This is a genomic window from Methylomonas rhizoryzae, from assembly GCF_008632455.1.
GTDB classification, from domain to species: domain Bacteria; phylum Pseudomonadota; class Gammaproteobacteria; order Methylococcales; family Methylomonadaceae; genus Methylomonas; species Methylomonas rhizoryzae.
Genome location: NZ_CP043929.1, coordinates 1,216,499 through 1,233,414, shown reverse-complemented (window position 1 = coordinate 1,233,414; position 16,916 = coordinate 1,216,499). Strand labels below are relative to the sequence as shown.

Annotated in this window: 14 protein-coding genes; 9 read left to right on the top strand and 5 right to left on the bottom strand. The window is 53.4% G+C overall.

Features of this window, described 5'->3' with window-relative positions; translation table 11 throughout:
• Positions 1 to 4: 4 nt before the first annotated feature.
• From arsB to F1E05_RS05750, 9 genes are all read left to right on the top strand, one after another.
• On the top strand, positions 5 to 1,063 hold the full coding sequence (gene arsB / locus F1E05_RS05790) for an ACR3 family arsenite efflux transporter (protein ID WP_150047392.1): 1,059 nt from the start codon (positions 5 to 7) through the stop codon (positions 1,061 to 1,063).
• Positions 1,064 to 1,321: 258 nt separating this feature from the next.
• A complete protein-coding gene (locus tag F1E05_RS05785) occupies positions 1,322 to 4,492 on the top strand; it encodes an HD domain-containing phosphohydrolase (RefSeq protein WP_150047391.1) in 3,171 nt (1,056 codons plus the stop codon).
• 84 nt (positions 4,493 to 4,576) lie between these two features.
• Positions 4,577 to 4,957 carry a NifB/NifX family molybdenum-iron cluster-binding protein gene (locus F1E05_RS05780; protein ID WP_150047390.1) on the top strand — a complete coding sequence of 127 codons (381 nt, stop codon included), beginning with the start codon at positions 4,577 to 4,579 and terminating at the stop codon, positions 4,955 to 4,957.
• A 528-nt stretch (positions 4,958 to 5,485) separates the two neighbouring features.
• Positions 5,486 to 6,577: a DUF1972 domain-containing protein gene (locus tag F1E05_RS05775; protein ID WP_150047389.1), complete on the top strand. Its 1,092-nt coding sequence runs from the start codon at positions 5,486 to 5,488 to the stop codon at positions 6,575 to 6,577.
• 49 nt (positions 6,578 to 6,626) lie between these two features.
• Entirely contained in the window at positions 6,627 to 7,328 is a 702-nt protein-coding gene (locus F1E05_RS05770; RefSeq protein ID WP_150047388.1) for a class I SAM-dependent methyltransferase, read from the top strand.
• Between the two features lie 7 nt (positions 7,329 to 7,335).
• Positions 7,336 to 8,253, top strand: a complete 918-nt coding sequence (locus tag F1E05_RS05765; protein ID WP_150047387.1) for a methyltransferase domain-containing protein — start codon at positions 7,336 to 7,338, stop codon at positions 8,251 to 8,253.
• 1 nt (position 8,254) lies between these two features.
• Complete coding sequence (locus F1E05_RS05760) at positions 8,255 to 9,241, top strand: class I SAM-dependent methyltransferase (RefSeq protein ID WP_150047386.1); 987 nt, start codon at positions 8,255 to 8,257, stop codon at positions 9,239 to 9,241.
• Positions 9,241 to 10,350 carry a glycosyltransferase family 9 protein gene (locus F1E05_RS05755; protein WP_150047385.1) on the top strand — a complete coding sequence of 370 codons (1,110 nt, stop codon included), beginning with the start codon at positions 9,241 to 9,243 and terminating at the stop codon, positions 10,348 to 10,350. Before F1E05_RS05760 ends, F1E05_RS05755 begins: the two co-directional genes overlap by 1 nt.
• A gap of 39 nt (positions 10,351 to 10,389) precedes the next feature.
• Complete coding sequence (locus F1E05_RS05750; RefSeq protein WP_150047384.1) at positions 10,390 to 11,493, top strand: glycosyltransferase; 1,104 nt, start codon at positions 10,390 to 10,392, stop codon at positions 11,491 to 11,493.
• A 2-nt stretch (positions 11,494 to 11,495) separates the two neighbouring features.
• Here the strand turns inward: F1E05_RS05750 and F1E05_RS05745 are convergent, their stop codons facing one another.
• The 5 genes from F1E05_RS05745 to F1E05_RS05725 all read right to left on the bottom strand — a co-directional run bounded on the left by F1E05_RS05745 (position 11,496) and on the right by F1E05_RS05725 (position 16,895).
• Positions 11,496 to 12,158, bottom strand: coding sequence for a PEP-CTERM sorting domain-containing protein (locus F1E05_RS05745; protein WP_190303261.1), 663 nt, complete (start codon positions 12,156 to 12,158; stop codon positions 11,496 to 11,498).
• 117 nt (positions 12,159 to 12,275) lie between these two features.
• The gene (locus tag F1E05_RS05740; protein ID WP_150047382.1) at positions 12,276 to 13,760 is read right to left on the bottom strand and encodes an O-antigen ligase family protein; all 1,485 of its coding nucleotides are present in this window, start codon (positions 13,758 to 13,760) and stop codon (positions 12,276 to 12,278) included.
• Complete coding sequence (locus tag F1E05_RS05735) at positions 13,753 to 14,466, bottom strand: P-loop NTPase family protein (protein ID WP_190303260.1); 714 nt, start codon at positions 14,464 to 14,466, stop codon at positions 13,753 to 13,755. Before F1E05_RS05735 ends, F1E05_RS05740 begins: the two co-directional genes overlap by 8 nt.
• Complete coding sequence (locus tag F1E05_RS05730; RefSeq protein WP_150047380.1) at positions 14,467 to 15,726, bottom strand: GumC family protein; 1,260 nt, start codon at positions 15,724 to 15,726, stop codon at positions 14,467 to 14,469.
• Positions 15,723 to 16,895, bottom strand: a complete 1,173-nt coding sequence (locus F1E05_RS05725) for a polysaccharide biosynthesis/export family protein (RefSeq protein ID WP_150047379.1) — start codon at positions 16,893 to 16,895, stop codon at positions 15,723 to 15,725. The genes F1E05_RS05730 and F1E05_RS05725 overlap by 4 nt, the downstream gene beginning before the upstream one ends.
• Positions 16,896 to 16,916: the final 21 nt, after the last annotated feature.

Genomic DNA, 16,916 nt, shown 5'->3' with positions numbered 1-16,916 from the left:
CATCATGAATCAGCCAATTTGCCCGAGTCCGCGACTGTCGTTTCCCGATCGATATTTGACGCTTTGGATTTTTATCGCGATGGCGATCGGAGTGGCCGCAGGCTTCGCGTTACCCGATCAGGTCAATCGAATCAATACGTTGGTATCGGTCGGCACGACCAATATACCCATCGCAATCGGTTTAATCCTGATGATGTATCCTCCTCTGGCCAAGGTTCATTACGAAGAACTGGGGGACGTGTTTCGCAACTGGCGCGTTTTAGGCTTGTCCCTGATTCAGAATTGGCTGATCGGCCCGCTGCTAATGTTTGGGTTGGCGATTGGGTTTTTACGCGACTATCCCGATTACATGACCGGATTGATCCTGATCGGCCTGGCACGCTGCATTGCCATGGTCATCGTTTGGAACGAGCTGGCGCACGGCGACAAGCAATACTGCGCCGCTTTAGTCGCCTTCAACAGCGTTTTTCAAGTGTTGTTCTTCAGTGTCTATGCGTGGCTGTTTGTGACGGTACTGCCGCCGCTGTTCGGCTTGCAAGGCAGTTTGGTTGCCGTCTCTATGGTCGATATAGCCCAAAGCGTATTGATTTATCTGGGCATACCTTTTATAGCCGGGTTCAGCACGCGCTGGATACTAGTGAAAACCAAGGGCAATCAATGGTATCAGCAACAATTTATCCCTAAGATTAGTCCGCTGACGTTGATTGCCTTGTTATTCACCATCGTGGTGATGTTTTCGCTGAAAGGCGAGTTGATTGTGCAATTGCCGTTGCACGTATTGCGTATCGCTATACCGCTACTGCTTTATTTTGTCGTGATGTTCTTGATCAGCTTTGCCATGGGCAAAATGGTTGGCGCCGATTACTCGCAAACCACCACGTTGGCCTTTACCGCCGCCAGCAATAACTTCGAATTGGCTATCGCCGTGGCGGTGGCGGTGTTCGGCATTAATAGCGGAGCCGCTTTTGCCGCGGTCATCGGGCCGTTGATTGAAGTACCGGTAATGATCGCCTTGGTCAATGTGGCCTTTTTATTTCAGAAACGCTGGTTTGTTGTCCGCTAACGTCTAAGGATGCGGACCTTGCGGCAAAGGCTCCGTCTGACAATAATCCAGCCAACCGTCAGGTGGCGTGCGTTAAGGGTTAAACCGACTGAATAGCCCGAGATTCCTGTAACTTGACATCCCCCCGTTCAAGGTTCGTTAACGCCGTCAACCCAAGCTTTACCACGTCTGCAACTCTCATCGGTAGTTAGTCGCCAAATGTTCTATAGTTGCCGCAAGCCGTAACCATTCTCAGCGCCATTTAATCCAGCCGCCCCCGTGCAAAGACTGCGCTTTTCCATCCGCCTGACGGTAGTCAGCATTTTCGTGATCGCGACGCTGCTTACCGCCGCCGCGGCGATAGGCTTGCAATACCATTTCAGCCGGCAGATGGCGGTCGACGCCGCACTGGCGCAATACCGGCTCAGCGCCGCCAGAACGCGGGATTACCTGAGCGCAATCGACACGCGTGCCAGCGAAAGCGCGGCCCTGTTGGCGCGCTTTCCGAATTTGCTGCTCGGCCCGCGGATCAATCCGGAGGCGCGAGGTTTGTTCGCGGAAGTCATGCAACGCAACCCGCTGTTTTACGCCATATACGTGGCCTTCCCGGACGGCAGTTTGTATCAATTGGTCAATCTGGAGGCCGACCCTGCAGTTCGCATGCTGCTGAAAGCAATGCCGGCGGACCGCTGGGCCGTGATACAGCTATCCAGCGATGCGGAAGGACGCTTTCGTAGCGTGGACTATTACGATGCGGCGTTCGAAAAGCGCAGCACGCAGCGCGAACGGAGCGCATACGATCCGCGCGAACGCACGTGGTTTAAACAAGCCGGCGCAGACAAGGTGGAAAAATCGCCGCCTTATTTGTTTCAGCATTTACAAGCGCCCGGCCAAACGTATTCGACCGTGGTCGCCGGCAGCGGCGCGGTATTGGCGGTCGATATCGCTTTGTCGTCTTTATCCGCTTATCTGAACCGCTTGCCGGTCAGCCACGACGGCGAACTTTTTATCTATAGCGCCACAGGCGACATTGTCGCCGGCAATCGACTGTCGCTGGACGTCCCGCCTTTAGCCGGCGTCTCTCCCCTGCCATTGACCGAGGCACAGCGACGTTCGGTGGCCGATTCGGGAAGGCTACGGGTTTCCAACGAAATGGATTGGCCGCCCATCGACTACGCGGTCTCGGGACAACCGAAAGGTTATGCCATCGATTTGATCAATTTGCTGGCGCAAATGACCGGACTGCAGGTGGAATTCGTTAACGGCTACAGTTGGCCGCAATTGGTGGAGCTGTTTAAAAAAGGTGAATTGGACATTTTGCAACCTTTGGTTCCGACCTCCGCCAATCGGGATTTAGGCCTGTTCAGCGCCCCCATCATCAGCTTGCCGCCGGCGGTAGCGACTCGCGACGATGTCGAACCCGTGACCAGTCTGACGCAATTGAACGGTAAAGTGTTGGCCATTCCGGCCGGCTGGTCCAGCATTCAAGCCGTCCGGGCCGCCTACCCGCAAATCACGGTACTGGAGACCGGCTCGGTGCGCGAGTCGTTAGTCGCCGTATTGAACGGCACGGCACACGCGACCTTGGATTCGGCCGCTATTTTGCGTTTCACTGCCAATCAATATTTTCTGGAACATTTGCGCTTCAACGAAAACCTGAACAAACAGGATTTGGACTTTCCGGACCAGTTGAACTTGTTGGTGCACAAACACCACGCCGAATTGCTGGACATTTTGAATCAAGCCTTGGCGGCACTCTCGCCCGAACAGCTAAAGCGCTTGGAAAGCAAATGGTTCGGCAACGGCGATGCACAAAACGCCGTTGCAGACTTAGCCGTAGTACCTTATCCGCAAATATTGCCTCAACCCGACCTTGCGCCCGGTGGCGACCGGTTTTTCCAAACCGACATCGCCGGGCAAGAGCATTTCATTTACCTGACCCGGCTACACGGCAGCGATAACCCGGATGAATATTTCGCCGTCCTGGTCCCTATCGACGTCGTCCTGACACCCAGCTTGCAGAAAGTGGCGATTTCCGCAGTGGCTTCCGCCTTCGGCTTGCTGTTGCTGCTCCCGGTATCCTGGCTATTCGCTTCGCCTATCGTCAGGCCGATCAAAAGTCTGGCCCAGGAAAACCAAAAAATCCAACATCGCGACTACCAGGCGGTACGGGTCCGCGATAGCGCGATCATCGAAATCGACGAGTTGTCGCATTCGATAGGCGAAATGGCCGCGGCGATGCAGCAACACGAGCGGGAACAAAAAGAACTGATGGAGTCCATCATCCGCTTGATTGCCCAAGCGATCGACGACAAATCGCCTTATACCGCAGGGCATTGCGCCCGGGTACCGCAGTTGGCCTTGATGATAGCCCAAGCCGCCGAACGGGCGACGGCGGGTGCGTTTAAAGACTTTCGTTTCCAATCGGAAGACGAGAGGACCGAGTTTCGCATCGCGGCCTGGTTACACGATTGCGGCAAAATCACCACCCCGGAACACATCGTCGATAAAGCCAGCAAACTGGAAACCATATACAACCGCATCCACGAGGTCCGCATGCGTTTCGAAGTGCTGTGGCGCGACGCACAGATCGACTATTTGACCGCACCCAGTGCCGCAGCGGCATTGCGTAGAGACGAAATCCAAGCCCGCTTGCAAGAGGACTTTGCCTTCGTCGCCCGAACCAACCTCGGTGGCGAACATTTGGATGCATCGGATATCGCTCGCTTGCAAACATTAGCCAACACCACCTGGCTACGCCATTTCGACGACCGGCTGGGCTTATCCGCCGTCGAACTGCAACGTTACCCCACCGCACCAGCGTCGTTGCCGACCCAGGAACCCCTGTTGGCCGACAAACCCGAACATTGGCATCCGCGCTTGCACCATAACGGATACGAAGCCAAATTCGGCATCCGCATGCCCATCCCCGAACTGCTGTATAACCAAGGCGAACTGTACAATTTGAGCGTGTCGCGCGGCACGTTAACCGCGGAAGACCGTTTCAAAATCAACGAACACATGATCAGCACGATCAAAATGCTGGAAAGCCTCCCCTTCCCCAAGGAACTGGCCAAGGTCGCGCGTTACGCATCCACGCACCACGAGACCTTAATCGGCACCGGTTACCCCAGATGTTTAACGGCCGAAGACTTGTCCATACCGGAACGGATGCTGGCCGTCGCCGACATTTTCGAAGCGTTAACGGCCGCCGACCGGCCTTATAAAACACCCAAACGACTCAGCGAAGCCTTGGCGATTATGCGGAACATGGTGCTGGATCGGCACATCGATGCTGAAGTATTCCGTTTTTTTCTGACCAGCGGCGTTTATTTGGAATACGGCCGGCAGTTTTTACACCCGGATCAGCTGGATTGCGCCGATATTTCCGGTTTTTTAGACTTCAGCGCACTCGCAGGTCACGGCGATCGGCGCGGGTTCGACTGTTAAGCCGGACAAACTCTGTAACGGTTGGCATTTGCAAGTAATTCCCATACAATTTATGCAGAATTTATATTGCTAAGGGGGAGAATTGTGGCGGAAGTCCTGGTTGCGGTCGCGCTTGACGATAGCGGAAACATTGCAGCTCACGCCGGCAGGGCTGCGGATTGGCAAATATTTGCGGTCGACCTAACCAACGGAACCGCCGATCCGGTTTGGAAATTGGCCTTATCGAAAACCGGCAGCCTGCACGAATGGCACATTCGCGGCGACGGAAACCGCCACCCTCTGCATTACGTGGACGTTGCGATTGCCGGTTCGGCCGGGGAAGGCGTCATCCGCAATCTCGGCCTGCGTAATACCGCATTGTTGACAACCGCGGAAACCAACCCGTTAAGCGCCATCGAGGCTTACATGCGCGGCAATTTGGCCGCAGGCTTGCCGCATGATGAGCACGCCTGCCACAAGCAATAAGATCGCCCTTCATTCAGCCCTCCCCCATAAACCAATGCAATGCCGTTGTTAAAAAATCATGCGGATTGATTTATACGCGGCCGGCGGTATCGGGTCGAATACATTCGACTCTACCGCTCGACGGCTACGTTTCATGTCTTAACCGCTTAAAAACCTTTCCAAACTCCACCTTGCGAGTTGCCGCCGATACATCGGCGATTCTGCCACTCCAACTGCTTGGCCGCATTCGCACAAATTCCGTCTTTAAATCGTTCCGAATGCGTAACCTAAATTTACGCTGAAATTTATCTGTGTTAAGTTGCGTAAACACGTTCATCGCCCCCTGTATGACTCCTGTATGACTACGGTTGGAAAACTTCGCCCTAAACTTAAATTCTCGTCTGCCAGACTACAAAAAATGCCGTTTAAACAAGCTGATTGTCAAAACCGGGACAATATCGTTTGGTTTTCACTCAAGCCCGTAGGCAATCCGACGGCTGACTTGGCTAACTACCTGCTTATTCTTTCAATATTCCAACTAAAGTTATCGTGACGAATAAAAAACTCCGTATTCTGGGTACACGGGGGGTACCCGCGGCCCATGGCGGTTTCGAGACTTTCGCCGAACATCTGGCTGTTTATTTACAGCAACAGGGCTGGCAAGTAACGGTGTATTGTCAAGCCTGTAGCGGAAACGCCATTTCCGAAGACACATGGCGCGGCATCAGACGGGTTCATGTTCCCGTAACCGTTCAAGGCGCGATTAGTACCGTTCTGTTCGATTGGAAATCCACCTGGCATGCCTGCCGGGAAAGCGGACTGGTTTTGACCTTGGGCTACAACACCGCTGTTTTCGGCTTGATTTACCGACTTACCGGAACCCGTAACATCATCAACATGGACGGCATAGAATGGCGCCGGCAAAAATGGCCGGCTTGGGCTAGATTTTGGCTATGGTTGAACGACTGGCTAGGCTGTTTTATCGGGAATCATTTAATCGCGGACCATCCGGAAATCAAGGCGCTATTGTCGGGCAGGGTGAGTCCGAACAAGATCGCGATGATTCCCTACGGGGCGGATTGCATAAAGATGCATGCGCCGGAACCCTACGGCTTGCGCCGGGAAACGTATGCGGTAGTCATTGCCCGCGCGGAACCGGAGAACCTTATTTTGGACATGGTGCGGGCTTGGTCGCGTAAAACTCGCAAACTAACGCTGGTAGTATTGGGCGATTATCAGCTCGGTTTGCCTTATCAGTTAGCCGTTAAAGCCGCGGCGTCCGACGAGGTGTTGTTCACCGGTGCCATTTACGATAAAGAGATTGTGCAGGCCTTAAGAGTCAACGCGCTGTTTTATCTGCACGGACATACGGTTGGCGGCACCAATCCGTCCTTGGTGGAAGCCTTGGGTGCCGGTAACGCCATCGTCGCGCACGACAACAAATTCAACCGCTGGGTTGCCGGCGATGCGGCGCTGTATTTTTCCGATGAAGACGGCTGCGCGGCCATCATCGATACCTTGTTGACGGACGATAAACAGTTGGCGAAATTAAAATCGCAAGCGCTACGCAGGCACCAGGAGGCTTTCACTTGGGAAAAAATTCTGGCCGAGTATCAGGCTTTATTCGAGCAATGGATCTAAACCGCTTTCACTTCGCTACTTTAAAACCTGACCCCCCAAAAGCTGCAATATGATAGCCGAATGCAACCGTTATCTTGCCGAACGTTATGCCGGGAATACCGCCTGGGAAGGCTTTGTGCTGGAGGCGGGAGGCGGCAGTTTCAGCCATTTTAACTTGCCGGGCGCCAGTCAATTTCTGAGCATCGATATCGACTACGGCCAACTGGCGCGCAACCGGCAAATCGAAGCCAGGGTGCAAGCCGATCTACACCGCTTGCCTATTCGCGCCGACTGCATCCGTGCAGTGATTTGTTTCAACGTGATCGAACACTTGCAACAACCCGATATCGCCTTGACCCAATTGATCCAAAGCCTGGTTCCGGGCGGCATCATGATTTTGGGTTTTCCCAACCGCGGCAGTTTGAAAGGGCTGATTACCCGTTTGACGCCGTATGGCTTTCATCGCTGGTACTACCGCTGGATAGTCGGTAAAAAAGACCGAGGCGACGGCCATTACGATGTGTTTCCGACGCCTTTCCATCCTTTGGTCGACGACAAACGCATATCGGCCTGGCTGGACCAGCACGGCATGAAGGTGATGTTTTACCGCCGATACGACGGCGCCAAAGCCTACGGAATTACCTCGGGCAGTTTAAAACGTAAATTGGCGGCCTTGCCCTACTATTTCATCGCCGGAATCGGCGAAAAATTAGGCCTTGCCGATTGGCCCGGTCCGGATTCCGACATTTTACTCGTCGCCGAAAAAAATTAAGGTGCTTATGCTATCGTCCAGACTCGCCGAATACGCCGCCGATTTTTGCTGTCCGCATTGTCAAACCTATCCGCTACAGGCCAGCGCCGCAACCCTGGTCTGTAGCGGCTGCGGCGCGCAGTATCCCGTACAAAACGGCATTCCGATCTTGTTGACCGGCAGCTCCGCGCAAAACCACGCAGGAGAACTCTCGACCGAGCACGGACTAGCCATGGTCGCCGAATACGAACACAGCAAACCGACCCGCGCCACGCTCTTACAACGCGTGTACCGTTTTTTGCGTCCGCCCGAGATGATGTTGCACTTTAATCCCGATTTGCGCCGCACCCCGGACACCCGAGCACTGTTCGATTATCAAGGCGAGGCTACCCGCATCCTGAACGTCGGCGGCGGTCCTCACCGTTATTCCGACAGGGAAATCACCTTGAACTTGGCCGCGTTTCACAACGTGGATTGCGTCGGCGACGCGCACCACATTCCGTTTCGCGACAACTGCTTCGACTCGGTGATCTGCAACGCGGTATTGGAGCATGTTTACCAGCCGGAATGGGTAGTGGCGGAAATGCTCAGAGTGCTAAAGCCGAACGGCCGCTTATACGCCGAACTGCCTTTCATTTTTTTCTTTCACGGTTATCCCAACGATTTTCACCGCTTTACCTTGGAAGGGATGAAAAAATTGTTCGCCGGCCTGGAGCAACCGCAATTCGGCATCACGCTGGGGCCGGTTTCGGCCATTTTGCAATCGGCCAATATTTTGTGCGGCATGCTGATCCCGGATAACTATCCAAAGCTGCGCAAATTGGTTAACGGCGCGTTTCGCTGGCTGTTTTTCCCATGGAAATATTTGGACAAATTAATGAGAAACCACCCGGACGCCCATAAATTGGCCGGAGGCTTTTACGTACTCGGCAGGAAAAAGGCCTAAAATGGATACGACCCTTCCGGACGGCTATAGCCCGGTCTGTTGCGATTACTGCGGCCATTGCGACGGCCAGCCGCGCTACCGCCTGCACCACTCTTGGCTGGTAAGCTGCCCGCAGTGTGGAATGACCTACGTCAATCCCAGAGTAAAAACCGCCTTATTAAGGGAAAAACTGCAAGCCTGGGCGGAAAACGACGTCGTGGACGCCGAACGGATCAGAATTGCTTTCGAGGAAAATACCTTAAGCCTGTACCGCAGTTATCTGGCCGAATTGCAGCGCTTGCACCGTCTACCCGGCACGAGGCTGTTGGATATCGGTTGTTCCACCGGCGCTTTTTTAAGCGTGGCTCGCGAAAATCATTGGCTGGTCGAAGGTTTGGAATACGGAAACGCCTCCGCCGAATATGCCCGAACTGCGCTGGGGCTTAAGGTTCATAACGCCGCCGTCGAAGAATTCCGCCCGGACCAAGCATTCGACGTCGTCAGTTTGCTGGAAGTGATAGAACACTTGGAGTCGCCGCGCGCTTGCTTGACCCGCATTCGCGATTGGCTGCACCCGGACGGGCTGTTGCTGATTTCCACCCCCAACTTCGACAGCCTGTATAGGCGCTGTTTCGGTGCCCAATGGTGGGTCGTCAACTGCGAAGACGAACATATTCAGTTATTCAATAAAGCGACTTTATGCGCAATGCTGGAAGCGACCGGCTACCAAGTCGAACACGTGGTGATCCGCAGCATAGACATCGCCGGATTGATACGGCAAACCCTGGGATCGTTCAAAAGCAGACAGCCGGACGGCGACGCGGAAATGGCCGATTACTATCAAACCCGTGGCCGCAAGGAGAAGATTAAAACGCTATTGGCAAAAACCGGCCTGTTGAAACTGGTCAGAACCCTGCTACGCGGTTTGGATTATTTATTCTCCCAACCCTGGTCGCCGTTATTCGGCTGGGGCGAGCAGCTGATTGTGATTGCCCGGCGGAGGACTTAGTGACGACCCCGCCCCTACCGACACCGGAGGAAATTCGGCGCATCGCCTGTCTGATGCTGGCCGACCTGGGCGATGCCTTGGTAGTTACTCCCGCCTTACACGCACTAAGAGAAAAATATCCGCACGCAGCCATTACGGTGATAGTCCGCGCCAACGTCGCACCGCTACTGAGTCATAATCCGCATATAGACGCCTTGCTGATTTATCGAAACGACAAGGCTTGGGGCAAATACCTATTGCTTTGGCGCTTACTTGGCCGGCGTTACGATCTGTGGGTGGATTTACACACCCCCACATTCAACACCTTTTGCTCCAACGCCGAAGTTTTCAAACGCAACGCTTTCTTGATGCGGCTGGCGATGCCTAGATACCGGGCCGGGTTTGCGCTGGCCGAGCTGGCGCCTTTTTTGACTCACCCCGTGCCCATGCCGACGGATACCGAATTGGCCGGCGAGAACATCGTCGATACCACCTTGCGTTTGTTAAACCAAGCCGGTAACCGTCATTATAAAAAAGCCTTTTATTTGAGCGACGCCAGCCGGCGCCGGGCAGCCGAGGTCATCGAGCACGAGGGCCTCAAGCCGCCGCTGATCGGCTTTTTTTTCGGCTCCAAACAGCCCGCCGAAGTATGGCGCGAAGATTTGGCCAAAGCGTTTCTGGAAAACTTGCTGGAACGGCACACCGATATTTCCGTCTTGATATTCGGTGGAGAAATCGAACGACCGGCGGCGGAGCGCATGTGTGCCAGCCTGCCAGACCACAAACAAGCCAGGGTCAGAAATTTTGCCGGACGAGCCCATTTGCAACATACCGGCGCATTGATGGAACGCTGTAGCACTATCGTCACCAGCAACAGCGGCCCCATGCACATGGCCGACGGCCTGAACCTACCGATGGTCGCACTATTCAGCAGCCGAAACTACTTGCCTATCTGGTTGCCCATCAATAAACAAGCTATCGTGTTGAATCATCCGGTAGAATGCAGCCCTTGTTTAGCCATGGCTTGTCCGTTGGCTCACCCTTGCGTCGACTTGATCAGCCCCGCCGAAGTCTTGGTGGCGTTTGAAACATTACGCGACAGGATTAAAGCCAATTCGAACTATCCCTAGCCACCAATCCTCCCAGCCCCATTCAGCGGCAATCAAGCAATGACAACCCAGCCCGAGCTTTGCGTGTTGTGTGTAAGCGTTTACCCTGCCGAAGCACCCTCCGTCTACCACCGCGTCACGGCTTATCAAGCCGATTTGCAGGCGCGCGGCATTCGGCTGGAAGTAGAAGGCCTGATTACCTCGAACTTATTTCGCGACCGCCGCCACCGCGGTTCGTGGGCGAGCTTGCGCAAAGCCGCAATGTTCGCTTATTGCTGTTTAGTACGGTTACCGGCGTTGCTGACCAAGGTTAGGCGTTACGACGCAATCATCATCCAGCGCGAGGTTTTCCCGCTGGGAAAACCTTGGGTCGAACGCTTGATTTGCAGCTTGAATCCCAACGTCGTGTACGATTTGGACGACGCCATCTGGTTTGCGCCGTCTAATTCGGTCAACCAACGTAAACGGTTTTGGTATGCGGATAGAGTGGGCGAACTCATAGCCATGAGTCGGCGCATCGTGGTCGGCAACCGATTTTTAGCCGATTACGCCCTGCAATTTCATCGCGAGGTGCATATTTTGCCGACCGGTTACGACGATTTGGGCGGTTGGCGGCCTAAGTCGAACGACGTACCTATCATCGTTTGGATAGGCAATTTAGGTAACGCCTGCTATTTGCAGGAGCTGATTCCGGTATTTCGAAAACTGGCCGAACGCTATCCGTTCAAACTGCGCTTAATAGGCGGCGACGATATATTCGATTTGCCCATGCAAGGCATTCCTGTCGAATACCTGCGCTGGCAAAGAGATGCTGAAGCCGAATGGCTGTCGACCTCGGATATCGGCATCATGCCCTTGTGGGACATGCCTTACGAGAAGGGTAAGTGCGCATTCAAATTAATTCAGTATTTTTCCGCCGGCTTGCCGGTGGTCGCGTCGCCGGTCGGCATCAATCGGGAATTGATCCTGGCGGAAAACGGCTATTTAACGCAGAGCGGCGCGGACTGGGAAAACGCCCTGTCCCAACTTGTCGAGTCCGGCGAACTTAGAGCAACCCTGGGAAAAAACAATTATCGACTTTACCAAACTCGCTATGCCCGCGAGGTAATCGGGCAAGCTTGGTACGGCCACTTGATAGCGGCTGCGTCGGGCAAAGATCGGTAGATTTACGATTTGACGCCGGCCTTAGACCTGGAAACGTTGAACAACAAGCCCGCCAAGCCGATTAAGGCCAACACGCCAGGCTCCGGAATGGCATTGAGATTAGCGGCCAGTTCGAAGGCTAGTGGAAACGAGCCGCCATTTCCGTCAGGAACCGCCACTTCCACCAACCAGACGGTAGGATCGGCAATCAATGGGAAAAAGCCGAACGCGTCCAACCCGCCGCTATTCAAGGATGACTGGCTATACAAAACCATATCCCCCAACAAAGGCAGCTCGTAGTAGAAACCGATTACACTACCCGCCGCCGCAAAGCTGCCCGCAACCGAGGCCGTGTTTAAGTCGAATACGATACCGGCGGTCAAATCGACCAAAAACGCCTGTGCCGTGTTATGGTTGCCGGGGCCGAATAATTCGATACGGTTAGAGGGATCCGTGGGATCCGTCCCTTTCACATAAAAGCCGAAAATGGTATCGGTCACAGACGATCCGAGGTCGGCCAACTCTAAGGTAAAAAACTGATTACCGGAGGTCGGGCTAAACAGTTCCGAACCGCTATCGTCTTGAAAGGTAGCAGGATCGGGATTCGAGAATGCCGCATTGGCAAACTTGAAAGGCAAAGCCAACGAAACGGTTAAAAGCGTAGCTAACAGAATGTTTTTTCTCATCATTGTTCTCCGTTATCGAATAAACCGAACAGGAGAACCCACTCTGACCTGCCGCGCTTACTGTAAGAAAATGATTACTTAAAGTAAGCATTCGTGTCAACAAAAACTTTAACTGGGTCACAGTTTAGCCGGCGATTGTGCGATTATTTGCGGCAAGCGGGAAATGATCGCCAGCGAAAACCCGAACAAAATCATGTAGCGTACTTCCGCATAGACCGGGTTGAAGATTCCGCTGAACAACAGCATCACCAATGCCAGGAAAATGCAGATCACTAAGGCGTGGTATTCCGCGTAGCGCCGATTTTTCAATTTTCTCAAAATTTCCGAAATCGTCAGTCCCAATATCACCAGCAAGCACAGCGCCCCGAGCAGACCAAGTCTTAACAGTATCCAAAAATACAGGCTGTGAATGTTCTCCAAATTGGTCGAGAAATATCCCAACCTAGCCTGAATATCCCACAGCGGCCGAAACCCGACTCCCATTAACGGTAGATCGGCAAGATTTTGATGAAACCAGATGAACAGCGTCATGCGGTATAAGGTCGAGGGATCGCTAACGCTGGTTTCGTTGATGCGGTTCATGATGGCGGCCAAAAGCCCCGGACTGAACAACAAAGCCGCGCCCATCCCGGCAATCCCGACCATGATCAACAAAAAATAACGGTGGCGCTGCTGCGGCGGAATCAGAAACGCCAAGACGACTGCGGCCAAGATAATCGCTCCCCACATGGTCCGGCGAAACGAGGCGAAAATAAACCCGCTCAAAATGATGCACAGTATGCCTAGCCAGAGCAATTGCCGAGGCGTGGTTTTACGATAAATCCAAAGACATAACACGTAAAAAATAACCAAGCCGAAAATCCAAGTAGTCGGCGAGTGATAGAACAGCGGTTTGTTCTCCGCCATCAAGCGGGGATGCAAAGCGAAACGAATAACCCCTATCGGCACCATAATGACGGCCGCTGCCAGAAAGGTATGGACGAAATTGTCCAAATCCCGCCGCCGGCGAAAAAAAAACAAGCCGAGTAAATAAGCGAATACCAGTAGCGAAAAGTTTTTAAACTGAAACAACGCTATCAGCTTGGCCGCGCGTTCGTTAACCGCCGGCATGGTGGTGGATACGTTCGCCACGGCCGCATCGAAAGGACTGCCGAACAAGACCGATAACCCGGTAGAGGTCAACAGTACCGCGCAGAGCAAGGCTATGCCTAAGGAGATGCGATCTAAAGGCAGGGCAAACGACTGTTTCAGCAACAACAAGCGTATCGTGAACCCCGCCAAAGTTGCCGCCAACAACGCATCGGGCGCATAAAAGCCGGGAATTCCCAGCGAAACGGAATAAAACGCGGTCCGCGTAGAGCGTTCCAGAGTTTCTCCCTCCCCGCTGGGAAACTCTTCCAATACCAATATCGCGAGTAAAAATAGCAGGGTTAACCGCCGTGGTTGCACCGACAACAGCAACGCCACGGGCAGACCGCAAGCTACCCCCACTGCCAGCAGATTGTGTTTTTCCGCGCCTGCCACCAACACGGCGGCGCCTAGCATACCCAGCGTTACGGCGAAAATGGTGCGCGGCGCATTTTCGCCGTAAACGCTAAACATGGCGGTATAAAAACGCCGGTAAATTATAGATACGCTGATTAATCACCACGCCCAGTTGTTTACATTCGGCGCGTTCCAATTCGCTAATCAGTACCTGTACCTGCTCGCGAATCGGTCCGCGGTATTTGACGACGGTTAAGCTGTGTTTGACGATAGCCGCCAAGGCGAACACGTCTCGGTTACGATGAGCCGCCGAACTATCCACCACTACTCGGTTTGCCCGCTGCAGCAGCAGGTCTAACAGTTTGCTGAGGCGATGGTGCGGCAGTTTCTTGGCGACATTGCCAGAGCCGTACAACGAGACGATCTGTAAATTGGCAAGCAAGGTAGGACACAACGCTTGCTCAAGCTGTTCCGACTCCAGATTGACCAACGCCACGCGCGGCGCTTCGCCCACTAAAACCCGAAACAAACGCTGGTCGTCGCTCGCGTCGATCAATACTACTTTGGCTTCTCTGTCTAACAGGGCGCTAAAAACCCCCAGCAACAACACCAGACTGGTTTTTCCTTCCGCATCGGCCGCACTGGTCATCAGCACCGCATGCGCTCGATCGCGAAAAACGGTGTACAACTCGTTGTCCAAGGCCCGAAACAACTCCATTGCTTCGGGATGACGCAGTATTTTGGCGTAGTCTTTATCGATACGAGCGCTTAGCTCGTCCAAGGTGAGCCCCGGCGGGGCCAAGCTTGCAGGGGAATTCATCATTTAAATTTTACGTAGCGAGCCTATGGTTCTGAGGCCTAAGTGAGTACTGACGTCCTTGACGGAACCGATAGAATGATCGAAGTAAGCCAATACCAAAACCAGCATTAGCCCCAAGCCGGTACCTAAAAACACGGACAAGATCATAGTCAGCTTACGCTTCGGCGACACCGGGTCTTCGTTTGCTTCGGCTTTTTCCAACACGGTGACCAAGCGCATTTGATCGGTTTGGCCTTCTGCGATCAAGGTGGCCTTCTCCAAATTTTTCTTCATGTACAGATAGCTTTCCTGGTCCAGTTCGAACTGGCGTTTTAACCGGTGCAATTCCAATTCGCGTTCGGGAATGGCGTTAATCAAGGCGACATAGCTTTGCAGCTTGGCTTTCAAGCCGACGATGCGCGGATCACTCGCAGCAAACAAACTGGATAACTGGCGCAATTCGTCTTCCATTTTCAAAATGTAGATTTTGATTTCGTCCTGAGCGCCGGTGCTGTCGGTAATACCGACTATGCTTTGCACCCGCCCCTCCCGCTCGCTCAACACCGCTCTGTCGTTTTTTCTGAAGTGCTCCAACTCTTTCTCGGAATGCTCCAGACGTGTCGTAACGTCGTTCAGTTGGTTTTGCAAATAATCGATAATACCGTTGGCTTGCGCCCGTATGGTTTGGTTGTAAAAGTTTTGAAATTCGTTGACCAGTGCATTCAAGGTATCGGCCGACTCTTGGGCATTTTTTGCCCGGTAACTTAATTTCAAGACCTTGCTTTCCGGCGCCGTTTCCACCATCAGATTGTCCAACACCGCAGCGATGGCTGCCGCCTCCGGATCATGGGGCTTAGCCCAAGAGTCGATGCCCAAACTTTTTCCTAAGGTGCGCTTGATATCGCCCACCCACATACTCAATTTTTCCATGCGCCCTATCGTACGCGTGTCTTTTAGATTCAGCTGTTTGACTACGGCAGCCGCCAGAGTGGCGCTCGCCATTACATCCTTTTGGGTATTGAAGTCGATGACTTTTTCGAAATCGCTTTGCGGAGCGGAATCGGCCAAAGGCTGCATCAATTGACTGTTATTGATGATGATCTTGGCTTTCGCTTCGTAACTCGGCGACAACAAGTAATAGACCAAGAACGCGCTGACTGCGATCGTGGTACATAAAACCACCAACACGCTGCGCTTGTATTCGAAAAACAAGCCTAACAATTCTCGGCGAGTCGGCAACTCGTGTTCTACGTCGATTCCGTTGCGTGTCTGCATCGCTGTCATGGGGACGGTGGTGATGGCAAAGTGGGGTTAACGGTGCTTTGGTTATAAGCGCGAATGGCGGCCTTGGTGGCCTCGGTGCTTAACCGGAGAATGTCGTTGATGTAAAACGTTTGCTGACTGGCAATATACCATTCCAATATCGGTTTGGTGCTGGTAAAGAAATCGTTAACGAATTGGCCGACTTCCGCAATTTTGGTTTTAGGCAAAATGATGACGTCATTCTCATGCAAAAAAATGTTTTGTTCCGGTGCCGTGCCTTCCATGTATTCGCTTAACTTTAGCCGCCGATATTGCGGGTGCTTGGAATCGATGTTGCGAATAATCACCACGCTGTCCATATCGCCGGTGACTTTGATCTGCGAAGCAGCTAAAGCGTCCATGACCCGGGTACCGCTAGCAATCGGTTTTTGCCCTTGCACCATCACTTCGCCGATCACCGCAACTTGCCGCGGTTTGAGGTCTTGCGGCAAAATCGACACCAAAGGGTTGCTGACGATATTGCGCCGCGTCAGCTTGGGTACAATGGAAACGCGCGGGTCGTAGATGTACTGCTTCAAGCGATTACGCACATCGGACTCGATCTCGTCTATGCTGCGCCCCACCACCTGTATTTTGCCGGCCAAAGGAAAGGTGACGGTGCCGTCCGGTTTGACGACGTCGGTAATTTTCAAATCGTCGTGCTGCCACACGAACAAGGTCAAGCTGTCCTCGTATTGAAAATTATCGTATTGCTTACGCGACAACTCGTCTATCAGCTGTGTGGCGTCGTTGCGGATATCTTCGACCGTGCGGCCTTTGGCGGCAACTTCTCCGACGAGCGGTAGCGTCACGCCGCCGTTGGCTTGTACCTCCGCGACGTGCGCCAGTTCCGGATAACCCCAAACCATGAATTTGACCGAATCGCCGACGCGCAAACGCAATTGCCCCTGGTAACGGTTGTCTTCCAAAGGAAATTCGCTCAATTCGACCGGTTCGGATGCCGGCAAATTTTCCGGAACGGGCGACTGCCCCGCTTGACCGGAGATTATGCCTTCGGCTTGTTCGGCTTGAGCGCCCAAGGCCTGAGCGTCCGGTTCCGGCACGGTTTGTTGAAAAACGGGAATATTGTCGTATTGAGAGCATGCGCTCGTTATCAACAGTAACGGCAGCAGCTTTGTTGGTTTGCGCATCGCTTTTTTTGCAAGTTAACG